The 18,798-nt window shown below is 40.6% G+C and carries 15 protein-coding genes and 1 pseudogene; 3 read left to right on the top strand and 13 right to left on the bottom strand.

What is annotated here, in order from left to right; genetic code table 11:
- Positions 1 to 26 precede the first annotated feature (26 nt).
- Positions 27 to 1,277 (top strand): cation:dicarboxylate symporter family transporter, encoded by a 1,251-nt coding sequence (locus AC3WR0_RS15570; RefSeq protein WP_492553169.1) that lies wholly within the window; start codon positions 27 to 29, stop codon positions 1,275 to 1,277.
- A 120-nt stretch (positions 1,278 to 1,397) separates the two neighbouring features.
- Here the strand turns inward: AC3WR0_RS15570 and AC3WR0_RS15565 are convergent, their stop codons facing one another.
- On the bottom strand, positions 1,398 to 2,000 hold the full coding sequence (locus AC3WR0_RS15565) for a trimeric intracellular cation channel family protein (protein ID WP_492553168.1): 603 nt from the start codon (positions 1,998 to 2,000) through the stop codon (positions 1,398 to 1,400).
- Positions 2,001 to 2,491: 491 nt separating this feature from the next.
- Between AC3WR0_RS15565 and AC3WR0_RS15560 the strand changes: the two genes are divergently transcribed.
- Positions 2,492 to 2,641: a hypothetical protein gene (locus AC3WR0_RS15560; RefSeq protein ID WP_492553167.1), complete on the top strand. Its 150-nt coding sequence runs from the start codon at positions 2,492 to 2,494 to the stop codon at positions 2,639 to 2,641.
- A gap of 105 nt (positions 2,642 to 2,746) precedes the next feature.
- Here the strand turns inward: AC3WR0_RS15560 and AC3WR0_RS15555 are convergent, their stop codons facing one another.
- The 9 genes from AC3WR0_RS15555 to AC3WR0_RS15515 all read right to left on the bottom strand — a co-directional run bounded on the left by AC3WR0_RS15555 (position 2,747) and on the right by AC3WR0_RS15515 (position 14,855).
- Positions 2,747 to 4,363, bottom strand: a complete 1,617-nt coding sequence (locus tag AC3WR0_RS15555; RefSeq protein ID WP_492553166.1) for a long-chain fatty acid--CoA ligase — start codon at positions 4,361 to 4,363, stop codon at positions 2,747 to 2,749.
- Positions 4,364 to 4,383: 20 nt separating this feature from the next.
- On the bottom strand, positions 4,384 to 5,547 hold the full coding sequence (locus AC3WR0_RS15550; protein ID WP_492553165.1) for a CaiB/BaiF CoA transferase family protein: 1,164 nt from the start codon (positions 5,545 to 5,547) through the stop codon (positions 4,384 to 4,386).
- Position 5,548: 1 nt separating this feature from the next.
- Entirely contained in the window at positions 5,549 to 7,123 is a 1,575-nt protein-coding gene (locus AC3WR0_RS15545) for a fatty acid--CoA ligase (protein WP_492553164.1), read from the bottom strand.
- Between the two features lie 302 nt (positions 7,124 to 7,425).
- Positions 7,426 to 8,565, bottom strand: a complete 1,140-nt coding sequence (locus tag AC3WR0_RS15540; RefSeq protein WP_492553163.1) for a thiolase family protein — start codon at positions 8,563 to 8,565, stop codon at positions 7,426 to 7,428.
- Positions 8,566 to 8,585: 20 nt separating this feature from the next.
- Positions 8,586 to 9,731 (bottom strand): acyl-CoA dehydrogenase family protein, encoded by a 1,146-nt coding sequence (locus tag AC3WR0_RS15535; protein WP_492553162.1) that lies wholly within the window; start codon positions 9,729 to 9,731, stop codon positions 8,586 to 8,588.
- 31 nt (positions 9,732 to 9,762) lie between these two features.
- A complete protein-coding gene (locus tag AC3WR0_RS15530) occupies positions 9,763 to 11,286 on the bottom strand; it encodes an acyl-CoA synthetase (RefSeq protein ID WP_492553161.1) in 1,524 nt (507 codons plus the stop codon).
- Positions 11,287 to 11,443: 157 nt separating this feature from the next.
- The gene (locus AC3WR0_RS15525; protein ID WP_492553160.1) at positions 11,444 to 13,480 is read right to left on the bottom strand and encodes a sigma 54-interacting transcriptional regulator; all 2,037 of its coding nucleotides are present in this window, start codon (positions 13,478 to 13,480) and stop codon (positions 11,444 to 11,446) included.
- A gap of 122 nt (positions 13,481 to 13,602) precedes the next feature.
- The gene (locus tag AC3WR0_RS15520; RefSeq protein WP_492553159.1) at positions 13,603 to 13,902 is read right to left on the bottom strand and encodes a hypothetical protein; all 300 of its coding nucleotides are present in this window, start codon (positions 13,900 to 13,902) and stop codon (positions 13,603 to 13,605) included.
- Positions 13,903 to 14,636: 734 nt separating this feature from the next.
- The gene (locus tag AC3WR0_RS15515; protein WP_492553158.1) at positions 14,637 to 14,855 is read right to left on the bottom strand and encodes a hypothetical protein; all 219 of its coding nucleotides are present in this window, start codon (positions 14,853 to 14,855) and stop codon (positions 14,637 to 14,639) included.
- Positions 14,856 to 14,999: 144 nt separating this feature from the next.
- On the opposite strand from AC3WR0_RS15515, the gene AC3WR0_RS15510 reads away from it, so the two are divergent.
- On the top strand, positions 15,000 to 15,305 hold the full coding sequence (locus AC3WR0_RS15510; protein ID WP_492553157.1) for a TIGR04104 family putative zinc finger protein: 306 nt from the start codon (positions 15,000 to 15,002) through the stop codon (positions 15,303 to 15,305).
- Between the two features lie 474 nt (positions 15,306 to 15,779).
- Here AC3WR0_RS15510 and AC3WR0_RS15505 read toward each other — a convergent pair.
- The 3 genes and pseudogenes from AC3WR0_RS15505 to AC3WR0_RS15495 all read right to left on the bottom strand — a co-directional run.
- Positions 15,780 to 16,418, bottom strand: a pseudogene (locus tag AC3WR0_RS15505) (class I SAM-dependent methyltransferase); the annotation flags it as partial.
- A gap of 215 nt (positions 16,419 to 16,633) precedes the next feature.
- Positions 16,634 to 17,011, bottom strand: a complete 378-nt coding sequence (locus AC3WR0_RS15500; protein ID WP_492553156.1) for a FixH family protein — start codon at positions 17,009 to 17,011, stop codon at positions 16,634 to 16,636.
- Between the two features lie 505 nt (positions 17,012 to 17,516).
- The gene (locus AC3WR0_RS15495; RefSeq protein WP_492553155.1) at positions 17,517 to 18,200 is read right to left on the bottom strand and encodes an LbetaH domain-containing protein; all 684 of its coding nucleotides are present in this window, start codon (positions 18,198 to 18,200) and stop codon (positions 17,517 to 17,519) included.
- Positions 18,201 to 18,798: the final 598 nt, after the last annotated feature.

The following is an 18,798-nucleotide window of genomic DNA, read 5'->3' as shown; positions in this document are numbered from 1 at the left end:
TTCTTTAATCACTAGGAGGCGTAAATATGAAAAAAATTAGTTTGGCTTGGCAAATTTTTATTGGTTTGGCTTTGGGAATTATCGTCGGGGCGATTTTTTATGGAAATCCTCATCTTGAAGAATTTCTTCAGCCCATAGGGACTATATTTATTCGTTTAATTAAGATGATCGTTATTCCAATAGTAATTTCAAGCTTAATTATTGGAGTTGCTGGAGCAGGAGATATGAAGTCGCTTGGTAAACTTGGCGGTAAAACCCTGCTTTATTTTGAAATCATTACGACCATTGCGATCATTGTAGGACTTTTCTTTGCTAATGTATTTCAGCCTGGTAATGGTGTTGATCGTTCCCATTTAACAAAAACCGATATTAATGCATATGTATCAACTGCTAAAACGACTGAGTCACATTCAATGGCTGACACTTTTGTTAATATCGTTCCGGCAAATATAGTTCAGTCATTAGCCAATGGGGAAATGCTTGCGATCATTTTCTTCTCCGTCATGTTCGGATTAGGTATAGCAGCAATTGGAGAAAAAGGAACTCCTGTCCTTAAATTTTTTAGAGGAACTGCTGATGCGATGTTTTATGTAACCAATCAGATAATGAAGGCTGCTCCTATAGGGGTGTTTGCTTTAATTGGTGTTACGGTATCAAAATTTGGGTTATCCTCTTTAATACCCCTTGGAAAACTGGTTCTTGTTGTTTACGGAGCAATGTTCTTCTTTATTCTTGTAGTCCTTGGCTTAACAGCAAAAATGGTTGGGTTCAACATTTTTAAATTGATGAAAATCTTAAAAGACGAATTATTGCTGGGTTATTCAACTGCAAGTTCTGAAACCGTACTTCCAAAAATCATGGAAAAGATGGAGAAGCTTGGCTGTCCAAAAGCGATCACTTCTTTTGTCATACCAACCGGATATTCTTTTAATCTTGATGGATCAACTTTATACCAGGCGATTGCTGCATTATTCATTGCCCAAATGTATGGAATTCACATGAGTATAGGGCATCAAATTACATTAGTACTGGTATTAATGCTAACATCTAAAGGAATTGCAGGAGTTCCTGGTGTTTCATTTGTTGTACTTCTCGCTACTTTGGGAAGTGTTGGCATCCCTGTTGAAGGACTGGCGTTTATTGCCGGAATTGACCGCATCCTAGATATGGCACGGACCGCAGTTAACATCGTTGGAAATTCACTTGCTGCCATAGTTATTACAAAATGGGAAGGTCATAAGCTTTTAGATGAAAATGTTGACCAGAAAGTGGCATAATAAGACAATATTAAACCCGAAAAACACGCTGAATCAAATCAGCGTGTTTTTTGGATTGCTTTTACTATAAGGATCCTTTTTTGTAAAAAGAGTTTCGCTTAATGGAGAAACAAAACAAGATTATTTATTGGGCATCACTTTTCTCTTTCGGTTGAAAGGAAGAGGAAACTGCCAATTATAACGAATCGCCGACATACGAATGGCAACTACTGCCACGACAACAAGGGTGAGCTGAATGGGGTCTGTCCAATTTAACCAGATACAAATGGCACAGAGTATGGTTAAAACAGCGTGTATTTCTTCTCTTAATGCCAATGGTTTTCGACCAACCAATAAATCACGTATCATTCCGCCGCCTACTCCTGTAAACATGGATGCTAAAACAGTAATTCCTAAACTATCATATTCTTTTGTTGCTGCTAATGCCCCCTGAATGGCAAACGAGGCAAGTCCAATTGAATCAAAAAACAAACCCCAACGCTTACGTTGTTTAATCCATTTAATCGGTAGAAATACGATAATCGTTAATGTTATTAAAACCGTAAATATCGTAAAGCGATCCCATAAACGGGAAAGTGGGATTCCGATGATTAAATTGCGGATGACTGCTCCTCCATATGAAGTCGTTAATCCCAGCACATAAACTCCTATAAATGAATATCTTGCTGCGAGCGCCACAAAAGCTCCGCTTGCGGCATAGGCTATTATCCCGATGACATGCAAAACCTGCCAGGACAGATTGAAAACCTCCTATTGAATACAAGTTAAACTGTAAGGAATTAATAATTAGGATTTTCCATGATTACCTTTGTTATTCTAAGATTAAGCGTTAATCACGACCCTCTCTCCCTTTATTTCAATGTAAACCTAGCCAAAAAATGCATCACTCCACTTGAATCAATGCATGAATTAGTTTAAATAATATATCTTACTATCCTCTCAACTTTACTTATAGATCTGAATTGTTAACAAGAAGTTGAGCTTTTTACTTGGGGCATTCATCATTTGATGTGATTAAAGACGTGCCTCCCTTCCCTCTTGAGGGATAATCACACTAATGTTGCTAATAATAGCTTGCAGCTTTTCATCCTCGGTTTTTTCAAATTTCTCTGGTTTTGTTTCACCATGTTTGAATTTAATAATATAGTGATATGGTTAATTAAAATATTTCGGAATTCTTAGGGCATACTGTTGTAAAAAAAGGAGTGAATATATTGCCTAAAGAAAACTTTTATAACCGACAAGAAAGTCCAGATAAATTACCCGGAAATGGAATGGATACTCCTACTGAATTAGAGCAAAAAGAGGGATTTCACGACATTGTTGATGAGATCATTAAAGCATGGAATGAAACAAATATATAGAAACTCAAAAAACCCCTCCGTCACTTATGAAAATCTTTCATTCAAAGCAATTAAAAAAATGAAAAGACCGCCTTTTTCAGACGGTCTCATTTCTATTCTCTTTATTTAGTTATTAACAAGATGGTCCTTCAATTGCTCCCTCAACGCACGTTTGAGAAATTTGCCGACTGATGTTTTAGGGATCTCCTCCATGAAAACAATGTCATCCGGGAGCCACCATTTGGCAAATTGGGGTGCAAGGAATTCAAGGAGATCCTCTTTGCTGACTTTTCCCTGGAAGGCAGGCTTCAGAACAACACATGCAAGAGGCCGCTCCTGCCATTGTGCATGAGGTACAGCAATGACACTCGCTTCGAAAACTCCCTCATGAGACATCAAGGCATTTTCCAGATCTACAGAAGAAATCCATTCTCCGCCGCTCTTAATCAAATCCTTTGTCCGGTCAACCAGCTTTACGACTCCCTCTTCATCAACGGTTGCAACATCTCCTGTGTACAGCCAGCCATCCCTGAACGCATCGGATGAACGTTCATCCAAATAATATTCATCTGCAATCCACGGTCCCCGCAAGAGTAATTCGCCCATCTCATGGCCATCCCAGGCTACCTCACCATTTGCACCAATAACCTTCATTTCCAGACCGGGAACTAGAAGGCCCTGCTTTGACCTGACGTCTAGCATATCCTCGTCATCAAGATCATTCTGATAGCTTTTCAGGCGCGATATAGTGGCAATTGGAGCGGTCTCCGTCATGCCGTATGCATGTAAAAAGGGTATGCCGAATTTTGTTTCAAAAGCCTTTATGATTCCGCGCGGAGCCGCAGAGCCACCGCAAAGTATAGCCCTGAGTGAAGAGGTATCGTATGAACCGTTCTCCAGCTCATTCAGCAGACCAAGCCAAATGGTTGGTACACCTGCCGTCAAAGTAACATTTTCCGATGAGATTAGTTCGGCTAAAAGCTTCGGGGTAAATTGAGGTCCAGGCAAAACCTGCGTCGAACCAAACCAGGTTGCCGCAAATGGCAGTCCCCAGGCATTCGCATGGAACATAGGTACAACCGGCATGCAAACATCATATTCAGAAATGGCTGCTGTATCAGCTAGCCCAAGTGCAAAGCTGTGGAGGACAAGGCCTCGATGAGAATAGACGACACCCTTTGGGTTTCCCGTCGTTGCGGAAGTATAGCACATTCCTGCAGGTTCATTTTCGTCCAGGTCCTTAATAAATTCAAATTGGCCATCACTTTCGCTAAGCAGCTTTTCATAGGAGAACACTGGGTCTAGGGTAGTGGAAGGAAGTACCTCTCTGTCTGTCATAATAATGTAAGCCGATACCGTCTTCAGCTGATCCTGAACACGTTCGATAAGCGGCACTAAATCTTCATCGATCAGCAGGACCTTGTCCTCTGAATGATTGATGATGTAGGCAATATGCTCAGCAGAAAGCCTGATATTAATGGTGTGCAGGACCGCCCCCATGCCTGGTGCTGCAAAATAAGACTCAAGGTGGCGATGGTGATTCCAGGCAAAAGTCCCCACCTTATCTCCCCGTCCGACTCCCAGTCTTTCCAGAGCAGCTGCCAGCTTCCGTGTTCGAGAGCCGATTTCTTTATAGGTAAACCGGTGGACACCTGACAATGTTCTTGATATTACCTCTTTCTTTGGAAAAAATTTCTCTGCCCTTTCCATCATGGAACCGACAGTCAAAGGAACATTCATCATTATACATAACCCCTTCCCATTTAGATGATGCCTGCATTTCTCCATGCCAATAGTTCGCTATCGGATGCTTTCAGCAGATCCTTGAGAACTTTCTCGGTGTGCTCTCCCTTTTCTGGCGCAGCTGTCCATTCTTCAGCCAAAATTCCGCTATGCATCCTTACCTGCCCTCCGCTTAAGACCGAACCTTTTTCTAAAAAATAGGGATGCTTAGCAAGCCCCCCTGTTTCCAGGACAGGAGCCAGGCAGCAGTCTGTTTTCATACCAAACTCAATCCATTCTTCTAAATTCCTACTTTTAAAAAGTTCGGTCATTTCCCTGTAGACGGAATTATCCATTGATTTGGCAGAAAACTGGGCAGGAATCCAGTCTGGACGTCCGACACCCTGGCAAAAATGGTTCCAGAACTTTGGTTCCAAAGCTCCAAGGCTGACAAACCGGCCATCCTTTGTCTCGTATAAGGAGTACGAAACCACAGATCCGCCCAGTACATTAATGCCATTTCCCGCTCCGGTTTCTTTTTCAACCAAAATATGGTTGACCATAAAAGAGGCCATCACTTCTGTAATGGAAATCGAATGATAGCTGCCTTGGCCAGTCAGGCCCCGGGAAACAAGGCCAGCCAAAATTCGTTCGTTGGCAGCCATTCCTCCGATAAAATCGGCAAACGTATTGGAGGGATGAACCGGCTTGCCATTCTCATCCTTAAGCTGCGCGAGCGTTCCACTTAAAGCCATATAATTAATGTCATGGCTTCCAAGTCCGCTTAGCATGCCATCCTGTCCGTAGCCAGAAATGGAGCAGTAAATCAGTTTGGGATTTACAGTTGCGACCTCCTCATATCCCAGGTCGAGTTTTTTCATTACACCAGGCCGAAAGCTTTCGATCAAAACATCCGCTTCCTGTATAAGGCCAAGGGCAATTTCCCTTCCTGTTTCATGCTTGAGGTTTAACGTTACGCTCTTTTTTCGCAGGTTATTCGCCTCAAAGACGATTCCACTCCCATTCATTTGCGGACCTGTTGACCGGGCCGGGTCGCCGGAAGGAGGCTCCACCTTGATTACCTCAGCACCCATTTCAGATAGCCTAAGTGTTGCGAATGGGCCTGGGAGATAATGGCTGAAATCTAGGACGGTCAATCCTTGAAGTAAGCCACTTTGAAGCCTCTCTATTTTTCCCTCCAGCATCCTACTTTGCCCCCTTGTCTGGAAGAAACAACTCCTCCAATTCCTTGCGTAGAATGAACTTTTGGATTTTGCCGCTTGCATTCCTTGGAAGGGTATCAAGGAAAAAATATTTGCGAGGTCGCTTATAATTGGCGAGCTGATCACTGTTCTTGCAATATTCGTCGAGCTCTTCCTCCGTTACGGAAGGATCCTTTTTTACAACAAAAGCCGTTACGGTTTCTCCCCAGCGGTCATCTGGCTGCCCGACAACCGCAGCATCTAGGACGCCACTATGGGAATGCAGGATATCTTCGACTTCCCTCGGGTAAATATTTTCTCCGCCAGAGATGATCATATCGTCCACCCGGTCCTTGACCCACAAATAGCCTTCTTCATCAAGGTAGCCAATATCTCCGGAATGGTACCAGCCCATGTATAACGATTTTTCGTTAGCCTCTCCCCTTTGGAAATATCCCGCCATCATACATGGACCTTTTACAATGATTTCGCCCGTTTCTCCAGGAGGCATGATATCGTCAGGATCAGATGGGCCGTCCTCATTTGGGCGAACAATCCGGATTTCATGGTTGAGGCAAGCCTGACCAGCAGATCCAGCCTTTGTTAACTGATCTTTTTCACCAAGGAAAGTAATTGCTGGCCCCATTTCGGTCATTCCATAGGCTTGAACAAGAGAGATTCCCAATTTGTCGTGACAGGCATGGACAAGCGCAGGAGCCATTGGTGCTGCACCATATAACCCTAGCTTCAGGCTGCTAATGTTGTACTCCTGTAAATCCTCCTGGAGGAGCATATTCCACATCGTTGGCGCTGCAAAAAGCTTCGTGATTTCCTCTTCTTCAATAAGGTTGAGCACCTTTTTCGGTTCAAATTGATGAAGAATAACATTACTGGCTCCGACATGGACTCTTGGCAAAAAGGCACAGTGCAGTTCGGCACAGTGGAACATTGGTGCAGTAACAAGACCAACATCATAGGAATCCAGCCGCGTTGCCCCAATGACAACCAAGCTTTGCTCAACCATGTCCCTATGTGAATGGAGGACACCCTTTGGCCTTCCGGTTGTCCCGCTCGTGTACATGATGGCATATAAGTCCTTTTCATCCACATCTGCTTCCGGTGCCATTTCCGGTGCAGCAGCCACCTTTTCCTGATAGCTCGCAGCGTAATCGGGTGTCTCCTTGTCGATATACCAGAAAGCGATTTCAGGAAACCGTTTTTCAATGGCCGCAACAACCGGCTCAAGCACTTTTTCAAAAAGTACAACCTTTGGAGCTGCATCCTGCAGAATAAACGCAATCTCTTCGGGCGTCAGGCGGAAGTTAATCGGGTTAAAGACAGCCCCCATTTTAGTACAGGCAAAATACGAAGTCGCAAGCTCTTCCGTATTGAATAAAAAGGTGGAAACGCGGTCTCCCTTTCTGACACCCTCGGCAAGCAAAGCGTTAGCCAGTTTATTCACCTGCTCGTTCCATTCTTTATATGTCCAGCGAACGTTTTTCCGCACATCATAAATGGCCTCTTTATTTGGATATTTCTGTACCGTTAAATCAAAGATCCTGCCAATCGTCGTACCCATTATTTTCCCTCCAATGTCATTAGGCTTGGTAATGTCGTAACATCAAATGGTTTAAAAAAAGATAGAAAGTGATGTTAATAGTTCCTCTTATCATTAAAAAGAACTGATAAAAGCTGGCAGTACACCCTTTTAACATCAAATTTCCCCCAAAAAATAGTTAAAGTGATGTTAAAAGGCATCCCTAACATCAGATTGGACCTAAAGAAAGTGATATTAAGGATGCCTCATATTCTTAAAATGAACCTGAAAAAGGTAGAATTTGATCTTAGTAGGACCAAGTAACATCATGGTTTAGGGTTGCTTTAATCCAGTCGTTCAATGATGGTGGCATTGGCCATTCCGTGGCCTTCACACATCGTTTGCAGTCCATATCTTCCGCCGCTGCGTTCCAGCTCGTGCATCATGGTAACCATCAGGCGGGCGCCGCTTCCACCAAGCGGGTGGCCTAGCGCGATGGCGCCTCCATTTGGATTCAGTTTCTCTGGAGCTGCTCCAGTCTCCTTGAGCCATGCCATAGGAACAGGCGCAAACGCCTCGTTAACTTCAAAAATATCGATCTCATCTATTGAAAGACCTGATTTTTCAAGTGCTTTAAAGGTAGCTGGAATCGGTCCAGTCAGCATTAAGGTCGGATCAGAGCCGACAACCACACGGGTATGAACTTTGAAACGAGGCTTCAGCCCAAGCTCCTCCGCCTTTTCACGGCTCATCAAAAGCAATACAGCAGCCCCATCACTAATCTGGCTGGAGTTCCCTGCATGAATAACGCCATTTTCGCTAAAGGCAGGCTTCAGGCCTCCCAATACCTCAAGCGATGTTCCTTCACGCGGCCCGGAATCCTTAGAAAACACACTTCCTTCATCAAGCTCCACCGGCACTATCTCCCGTTCAAAATATCCTTCTGCCTGTGCACGCAATGCTTTTTGATGGCTTTCGAGAGAGAACTGGTCAAGCTCAGCCCTCGTAAATCCATAGTTTTCCGCAATTCGCTCAGCAGATAACCCCTGATGAATCATTTCATAACGATCTTTCAGCTGCTGACTGAATCCGGCTCCCTGATAATTCGAACCCATTGGTACACGCGACATGCTCTCCACTCCGCCGGCGATAACCACATCCATATCTCCGGAAAGAATGGCCTGTGCGGCAAAGTGGACTGCCTGCTGGCTTGAACCGCACTGGCGGTCAATTGTGGTACCTGGCACCTCAATCGGGAAACCGGCAATCAGTGCGGATACCCTTGCAATATCTCCTGCCTGTTCGCCAGCCTGGGTAACACAGCCTAAGATAACATCCTCAACCAGCTTGGGATCAATCCCTGCCCGCTTCACCAATTCCTTTAATGCGATAGCTGCCAGGTCATCCGGACGGATATCCTTTAATGCCCCGTTTCTTCTCCCAACTGCTGTTCTTACACCTTCAACAATCACAACTTCTCTCATTTATTTCTCCTCGCTTTCTTTTACAGTCCTAGATTTTTCGCAATAATAACTTTCATAATTTCGTTGGTCCCTGCATAAATGCTTGCTACCGGAATATCTCTGTACCTTCTGGCAATCTCGTATTCTTCCATATAGCCATAACCACCGTGCAGCTGCATGCACTCTGTCGTTATTTTTCTTGCAGCATCGGTTAGTTTCCACTTCGCCATCGATACTTTTGTTACAATATTTTCTCCTGCCAAGTGCTCCGCGATCAGCGTGTCAAGGAAAGCTCTGCCCATTTCTATATCAGTAGCCATCTCGGCCATTTTGAACTGGGTGTTCTGGAACTGCCCGACAGGACGGCCGAAAGCCTCCCTGCTCTTTACATATTCGAGCGTCATCCTGAACATTTCTTCTGCTGCAGCCTGGGCGGCAATCGCGACAACAAGGCGTTCCTGCTGAAGCTTTTCCATCAGATAAGAAAAGCCCTTCCCTTCTTCTCCAAGTAGATTTTCTTTCGGAACAATGCAGTCCTCGAAAATTAACTCAGCGGTATCCTGGCAATGAAGACCTATTTTGTTCAGTTTCCTTCCCCTTGAAAAACCTGGTGCGTCTCTTTCCACCACAATAAGACTGACTCCCTTGTGTTTTGGATTAGCATTTGGATCTGTTTTACATGCTACGACCACCAAATCTGACTGGATTCCATTTGTAATGAATGTCTTTTGTCCATTGAGTACATAATGATCTCCTTCAAGCCTCGCCGTTGTTTTGATATTCGCAAGGTCAGAACCAGTTCCTGGCTCTGTCATGGCAATGGCAGTAATGATTTCTCCTGTCACACAGCTTGGAAGCCAGCGCTGTTTTTGCTCCTCGGTTCCATAGGAAACAAGATAAGGTACTACAATATCACTATGAAGGCCGACGCCGACTAACCCAGAGCCAACCCGCTCAAGCTCCTCGTTTATAACGGCAGAAAATCCCCAATCCACTCCGCTTCCTCCATACTTTTCATCCAAATCTGGGCAAAGAAAGCCTTGTTCACCCATCTTCCTCCAAAAAGAACGAGGAATCAGCCTGTCTTCTTCCCACTTTTCATAAAAAGGAGCAGCTTCTTTTTCTAAAAATTTTCTTAATGATTTGCGAAAAATCTCATGGTCGTCCGTTAAAAATAGATGCTTCACGTATTCGTACCTCTTTTCAATTTTTTATATATCACACAGTAAGTCCGCTCATTTTTTTGCGGAGCTGATATTTCAGAATTTTGCCTGAGGCGTTCCTTGGCAGTTCTTTTTCGATGAAAATATGCCGAGGTACCTTATAGCCAGCCAGCCTTTGCCGGCAGAAGCTTCTCAGTTCCTGCTCTTCAACCTCAGCGCCTTCCTTTAAAACAATGACGGCTGAGACAGCTTCTCCCCATACCTCATCCGGAACACCAATAATGGCAGCTTCTAAAATCGCAGGGTGTTCATATAGGACCACTTCCACTTCCGCCGAATAGACATTTTCCCCACCTGAGATGATCATGTCTTTTTTTCGGTCGACAAGGGTCATATAACCCTCCTCGTCAATCGTCGCCAGGTCACCGGTGTATAGCCATCCATCCTTGAAGGTGGCCTTTGTCTCTTCAGGCTTTTTATAATATTCCTTCATAATGGTTTCACCGCGGAGGATAAACTCCCCGACAGAGCCTGGTTTAATATCTTCACCGTTTTCATGAACAACACGGGCTTCAGTCAAAAACATAGCCTTGCCACCTTTCCCGAGGTGACGTTTGTGGCTTTCCGGATCGAGCACAATTCCACCCGGACCGGCCTCTGTCAGGCCGCATAAATTGTAAAAACGGTCAGTCCTGAAGGCAGCGATGCTCTTTCTTACAAGCTCAGGAGGCATTGGTGCAGCACCGTACCCGCATCTTCTAACAGAGGAAAGGTCATAATCAGCCACATTCGGAACCTGAAGCATAAAATTGTACATGGCAGGCACAGCAAAAAAGTGGGTAACTTTATGTTCCTGTATGGCCTGCAAAGCCTTCACCGGATGGAAATCCCGGTGAACATAATGCCCTCCGCCAAGAATCACACCTGAAATCATGAACAAATTCAGCTCGGCTGAGTGGAAGAGTGGTGCAAGGTGCAGGAAAATCTCGTCCTGTTTCAGTTCCATATTAACAAGCATCACAAGGCTGACATTAAAAATCCTTTGATGGTCAAAGAGTGCTCCTTTCGGCCTTCCTGTCGTACCCGATGTATAAAGAATTTCCAAATCATCTGATGCCAAAATTTCAATTTCAGGTTCGTTCACATGATCTGAAAGGATGTTTTCATATTTCAGGATTCCTTCTCCGACTGCATCTCCGACAGAAATAACAGTTCGAATATTAGTCCCGTCTTTCGCTTTCCTTACGGATTCCTCAAACTCGCTGTCACAAATGACGAGAATAGTGTCGGATTGGCTGAAAATATACTGGACTTCGTTCGTTGCCAGCCTAAAATTAACTGGGACGACAACAGCACCAATTTTGGCAGCGGCAAAAAAGGAAATCATGAAATGGTCGGAGTTCTTCATAAAAAGGGCAACCTTTTCTCCTTTTTTAACGCCAAGGCTGATTAAACCATGTGCAAGCCGGTTTACGGATGTGTTGAATTCTCCATATGTATAAGTCCGACCTTCACACTCCACTGCAAATCTTTCAGGAAACTTCCGTGCGTTTTGGGCCAGAAAGCCGCCGATATGCATATGCCTTCTCCTCCTTAATGTTCATTCTCATCTATTCATGCAAGTATTGTGCCAATTTTCTAAAAATGAATACTATCCGTTTCCTGCATCTTTAATGGTGATTTCCTGTTTTCATGTCTGACAGAAAAAGAAAAAAGTGTCCGATTAATGGACACTGTTATTGAAGCTGGTACTTTTTAATTTTTTCATATAAACCGGAACGGCTGATTCCTAGCATCTTTGCCGCCTTCGCTTTGTTTCCCTTCATCTCATCTAGCGCCTTTCTGATTGCTTCAAGCTCTGCATTTTCAACAAGCGAAATGGCCAGAGCAGGCTTCTTTTCAGGCATTGTTTTCAGCAAATAATCCGGCAAGTCCTCCATCTGGATTTTTCCATGCTCTGCGAACGTCATCCCCCGTTCAAGTACATTCTTTAGCTCCCGGACATTTCCCGGCCAACAATATTGGAGCAGTGAACTCTTCGCTTCGTCTTCTATTCCAGTTATGGCTGTTCCGAGCATTTTATTTAGCTCTTCTATCAGCTTTTGTATTAAAAATGGAATATCTTCACGTCTTTCCCTTAGAGGAGGAACATTTAGAGAAATAACGTTCAACCGGTAATAAAGGTCTTCCCTAAACGTACCGTTTGCCACCATCTTTTCCAGGTCACAATTCGTTGCGGCGACAATCCTTACATCCACATGGATTTCCTTCGTTCCTCCGACCCGGTAAAACTCACGCTCCTGAAGAACTCTCAGCAGCTTTGCCTGAAGCGTTACTGACATATCGCCAATTTCATCCAGAAACAGCGTTCCCCCGTTGGCGAGATCAAACTTCCCCAGCTTGCCCTTTTGCCTCGCCCCTGTAAAAGCACCTTCTTCATAGCCGAAGAACTCTGATTCTAACAATTCCTCCGGTATCGCTGCACAATTGACGATCACAAATTTCCCACTGGACCTCGCACTGCTATTGTGTATCGCATGAGCAAACAGTTCCTTGCCAGTTCCGCTTTCACCCCTAATGAGAACAGTTGAGCGGCCCTTTGCTGCCTTGGCGGCACTGCTTTTCAGTTTCTCCATGTACGGATTAACGCTCCATATTTCATCCCATGTATACTTCGCCGTTTCCGCCTTGCTGTACTGCTGCTGGTAAAAATTCGCTTTATTTTCGGCAAGCTGCAGTCTTTTGAACATTTCACTGACTTCATTCAGCTGCCTGAACATGACTTTTCCTAATGCCCCAATAACCTTTCCTCCCTCCAAAATCGGAATCCGGTGGACAATGTATTTAATGCCGTTGATCTCCTTGAAATCACTGACCTCTGCAATCTCGCATTTGTATACCCGGCCAAGCTGAAGCTCCGGAAGCACTTTATCCACTGGCTTATTTAATACATTTGCTTCCTGAAGGCTGAATAAGTCCATAAGTGGAGGGCTTACCATCTTAATCCGTCCATTTTCATCTGCCATTAATATCCCGTCATAAGCATTTTCAAGAGCGGTTTCAAGCGATTTTTTTAATCCTTTCACGGTTTGAAGCTCGGATGCCATTCTTTCAATTTCCGATGTATCTCGAAAAAGAATAATATATCCGGCTTCATAGGAAGAAAGAGTGGCAACGGTATTAACTCCCTCCACATTGCAGGAAATGAAGGATTCTTCACCTGAGAAAATGGGTCTTAACTCAGGGAAGACCATGTCGGCTCTTCCGCCAAGAAGCTGTTTTCCGCTCATTTCAAAAAGCTTCGGATTAATAAAAGAGATGGTTCGATTCTCATCGGTCATAAGGACACCCATATTGGAATGTTCCAAAATCGTTTCTAACTGATTTTTTAAAGTACTTACCGATTCAAGCAACGACATAACCATATCTGTTTTGGTCAGAATGCCAGATATTGTCCCATCTTCATTCAAAACAACCCCATTGCCGACCTTACTAGACCTTACTATTTCTTCTATCTGTTCAGTAGGTGTAGAGATGTTGATCGTTTCGACTTCACGCTTTATGTATTTTTCAATGGAATCTTTTAACTGACAGCCATCCTTAATCATCCGGTTCATGCTGCTTCGTGTAAACACCCCGGTTGGCTGCTTTTTTGAATTCATTACGGGAAGCAGGTTAACCTTTTTTTCATCCATCAGCTCGATGGCTTCATGCAGAGTCATTTCCTCTGTTACTTTAAAATCAATCTCCGTCATGATCTCTCTTAGCTCCATGTGTTACGCACCCCCTATCACTAATTCTATTTTACCATTTTTTGAATTTTTTAAAAATTATAGTTGGTTTGTCATCAAAATAAAAAAACACTCGCCGTATAACCAGCGAGTGGACTAAAATTTTAAACCAATACTTTATTTTTCTTTTTAATTTCTTTATTTACATATTTCCTGTTTTTATAGAGGAAGTTAACTAGTTCTTCCTTTACGAATTCCTTTTCACTTAGGTCGCAATAGTCAAGTCCTTTGCCGTGAATCGTCCATTGGTCTTCTGTATCGTAAAACATCAAAGTCCAATCGCCATTCCTTGTTACATCCTCAAATACGAAGTAATACTTTTTACCTTCATAATCATAATCAGCAACATCCTTGAAATGGCTTAGAAAGTTCTCGACATCTTTTTTGTTAACAATCGATTTCATCTTCTCTCACCTTTCCTATTAACTCTTTCTAGCATTATACCAAATATGAAATCTAATTCCATTTAATAACTACTATGAATATGGCGCTGTTAAACATTACTGTTGATTTTCGCTCATGCTGGGTCTTCCTTGACCAACCTTAATAGTTAGGATAATCATTTCTAATTCTGTTCCTAAACTATCAATATAAGGTTTAACTTTGAAAAATCTCATCTTTAATTTACAATAACTTCTTATTTTTTGGATCATATTTTTCCAATTTTAATAGATTCTCAAAAATGCATTGAGCTTTTTGTGTTTCATTTGCTAAAAGGTAAATTTTTAGAGCAGTGATTAAATTGGAATGATATTTTATTCGTTCGTTAAAATCCAAAAACGCCTGGTCCAGATAATGAATGGCTTTTTCATATTCTTTCAAAGTTCCATATAGGAGCCCAAGTTCAAGCATTATGCCTTTCTTTTCAAAATCTAAAAAATGATGATTTGCTTCTAAAGCTTCTTTTAAAATTTTAATAGATTTCTTTTTATTAAAAGGATTTACTCTAGAATCCCCGTATAATTTTAAATAGTCGTTATATGTAACAGGAGGTTTGTTTAGGCTCTTATACTTTACTAGTCGAAAACTAATTATAATAAAAAATAATAAAGAGTATAAAGGCCATGTTGTTCACCCCGTTTTATAAGAAAAATTAAAATCCCACTGCCACCTAAAAGCATATTGCAAAAAATATTTTTTATCTTTTTTGATTTAATATCTTCATTATTCTCTTAAACTCTTTTATAATGCTTCCCACCATCACGAAAGAAAAAATAATGAAAAGAGCACCTTTCAATTTATAGGCAAGTTCTGAATAAAAAAACATAGCGCTGCCAACGCTCAAAGAAAAAAGCAGAAGGACTGTATCCCTTAAAAAGTCTGATTCTATTTTCAAGAAAGCTTTTATTTTTTTCATGTATTTACCCCTTGACTAATTTATCCTATATTAACAAAAAAGAGGAAATAAGAAAACCTGATCTTGCTAAAAATAAACGGTCGTATATCACTGTAAAAGATTAAATTTTAATGGTAAAATTAACCTTATAGGAGGTAAAATTCAATGAGTCTACCAAAATGTTCAAATTGCAATCATCAATTTAAGTGGATTTCCATTTTTAAAAGACTATGGAAATTTAACCAAGTCATAGGGTGTCCAAATTGTAAAACCAAGTTGTATCCAAGTTCAAAATTTCGAAATAAAGTTAGTTACCTTTCTCTCCTTTGCCTCTTCGTATCATTTGGATTACAGATATTTAATATCCCAAATTTTGCATTAAACTCACTCATAGTAATTCTTTGGGTTTGTTTGATTCTAACAATGCCTTATATTTATTCGTTTGATAGTAAAGAAAGATCGCTTTGGTAAATGGGAACGGAGAAGTATCGTTCCTTTTAGACATAAAATATCCCTGCCTTGATAGAGCCCTTGATTTCATGAATCGAATTCCCTTTACATTCCTCCTTAAGAACATACGACTGCACTTTTAGTAGTCAAATGTTCTTAATAAGTCTTATTGAGGACAAACTCATCCTTTTCTGGATGCAGAAAGTTCTTCATGAACCTTTTTTTGAAAAAATCTTTGATTTGAATGACTTAATTCCCTTTATATTCCTTGTTGAGAACATACGACTGCACTTTTAGGAGTCATAAGTTCTTAATAAGTCTTATTGAGGACAAACTCTTCCTATTAAGGATGCCAAATGTTCTTAATATATACTCCCCCCAGAATTTTTAACAATCCGATTATAGTCCATAAGAAATTTCAACAAAAAAATGCATTAATCCTTCTTGGACCAATGCACCAGGTACTTGAGCTAATATATATTGAGCAGTTATTATTAAACCTTTTACCCCAAATACGTCACTTGGTGGGTTTACTTCTTTCATTTTTTAAATTTGATTTTCCGAAAATCTTTAAAGATCGAAACTAATTTTTCCTCTGAATAACCCAATCCTCCTTTTAAGCTGAGCAATCTATATACTTCCCAATCTTGAGATCTCCGCTCCCCCTTAACTCTCCATTCGGAACAAAACAAGTTAGTGCAAAGAAACCATTTGGTTTTAACGCTTTATTCACTAAATTTAAATACTTATTCTTATGTGGGGTGCTATATGGTGAAAGCAGCCGAAATCATAAACAATATCATAAACTTCTTCATCGATTTCTAAGTCAAATATGTTTGCTTCAATAAAATTTACATTCACATCCCTTTCGATTGCACGCTCCCTAGCCCATTTAATGGTTTCTCGAGATAAGTCAACTGCATCAACTGTACATCCTTTTTTTGCTAAGAAAATTACATTCCGTCCAGGACCACAACCTAATTCAAGGACTTTTCCTGATTTGAGTAAATTATTTTTAAAGTAACCTACAAAATTTTCATCAGGAGAGTTCACAAAAAAAGGAATACCCTTTTTTCGGTCTAAATAAAATTTATTCCAAAAATGGGTTGGTTCCCGCATAAATGAATCCAACATTTTCAAAACATAATGAATTGTAAACCGAAATTTAATATACTTCTTTGAAATATTCCTCGAAAGACGGATAAAAAAGTAACTTACAAAATCAACTAAAAAAAGGATGTCTTTGTAAGTGCTTTTATTTTGCCTATAAAAATCATTTCCACCATCCAATACAAAAATACCCCCAAGGTGCAATTCACGATCATGGTATTATTTAAATTCATAGCAAGTTAGGGTTTCCTTATGATAGAAAATCGCTTTTCTTGTTCAAATTTATCCCCATTTTGTTCGACTTTAATCACCGCGGTATAATCCCCTTCCATTTGCAAATTGGCGTTGCCAATGTACAATCCATTTCCGCTTTCCTTAGGTGCCATCGAAACATTTCCATGTTTCATACTCATCCCTTGCATGTTAAAAATAACACTAATTTTAGCACCTGTTATTGGTTTGCCTTTATTGTTAAATACTTTAACTTTTACCTGCGACACTTCTCCAGGGGTATATGTTTTTGGTGTAAAAAGGCTCACCTTTATTTGATCTCGACCGCATGCGGTTATAAAGATAAGCAATATACTAACAAAGAAGACAGCTAACCTTTTCATCATATCTTACCTTTCATACCTTATTCATTTGCAAACATTAGAGAGTTTACCAAATTCTATACTACATACATTACCGTTTTTGAGAAAGATATTCCGCTCACCATATTCAGTTCATCTATGTACTGGGATATAAAATAACTTTCCCCTTGAAAAACAAGAGAAATTTTTTATTAATACAATAACTTTCTTTTTGATTTTATGGAACTATGTGTCTCTTGTGTCTGCGGAATTTTTTTGAACAGAGAGGTTAATTACGGAATAATGATTTCAACAACTAGAAAGGCATTGCTCCCTGTTGGATCAACACCCTATTCATCCAAAAAGAAATCCTAAAGTTCAAAATTGCCTTTCAAATATCTGGTATGATACCTCTCCTATATATTGCTAGATAAGGGTTATTTTTACCAAGTTTGAATATACTTTTCCACTTTATTGTTCCGTTGAAACAAAAGAAAAGCTGTCACTTTGACAGCTTTAAATTCGAATTAAAAATGCCTCTTAAAAAATTTTAATGTTGGTCATAGGCAAGTCCACAAGAACAACGATGCTTCCCAAATAATATCTGATAAGATGCAGGGAACTCCTGATTTACTCTTTGAACTTCATGTGCGAATTCCTTAAAATCATTTGGGACTGGCCCAAGTGCATCAGCTTTTTGCTGAGAGTCAATATTGGCACCGGGTGGCACGAATCTATTTGGTGCAATTTGTACTCCATTTGTCACTACTGCATTATAAGAGATAAATACACCATTTCCTACAATTGCATTATAAACAATTGATTTAAATCCAACAAATACGTTGTCACCAATATAACATGGACCATGAATAAGAGCTCCATGAGCAATGCTCACCGTATTTCCAATAAATATGGAATATCTTTTTTCTCCTACCAAAACCCTTTGGTTTAATAAACCATGTAATATTACTCCATCCTGGATATTTGTATTAGAACCTATATAAAAAGGGGTTCCTTCATCTGCACGTATACTTACATTAGGTGCTACATAAACATTTTTTCTAATCCTAACATCTCCAATAACACTAGAGAACTGACTAATAAATGCTTTTTTACTAATTTTAGGAAAACGGGAAACTGGATTGAATGTAGTAATAGGGTTGGGACTAATAAATGGTTCAAAGCAACAGTGTGAATGGCTTTTTGAGGACTTCGCTCTTTTTTTTCCTCCCATTAAAATCACCTCGTATAAAATTTAATATCGTAAAATTATATTATGCAAGATGATTGAGTTTGGAATGGACAATCGTTATAACTTGTTTTTTTTTTCGAAACTGACCCGTAAGCTCAATAAAAAATAGAGCTGCTTCTGCAACTCCTTCACTTTAAATAAGCACAAATTAGCTTATTAAGAATTCCTTAATTGTTGATAATTAGAGAAACCTGGAATGTATGCAAGCTTATCTCTTTTCTCTTTTTCATCCATCAAAGCCGAAACCCTAAATAAAAATGAATTATATTTCTTGATGATTTGATCTTCAATTTGCTTTTTCCATTAATGTATAAAGAAATCTACAAACATTTCGGCAAACAGAAGCAATATTATTGTCCTATCATCCTCCAAATTAAAAGTTTACGAGAAGGCAGCTACTACTTTGATGAACATTGTAAGCTTCTTTTTTAAAGTCGTCTTCTTATTCAGGAGGTACTTGAAACATTCAAAAAGTATCTTTAAAAACAGAAAAAGGACGACTTTACTATAAACCCTGCCACGTTATCTAAAAATCAAAGATGAGCTGCTGCAGCAACCCCTATACAATTAAAAAAAGATC

This window comes from Neobacillus sp. FW104-15D2, assembly GCF_058790155.1.
Note: the sequence above shows the minus strand (reverse complement) of the source record. Positions and strands in the feature narration are given on the sequence as shown.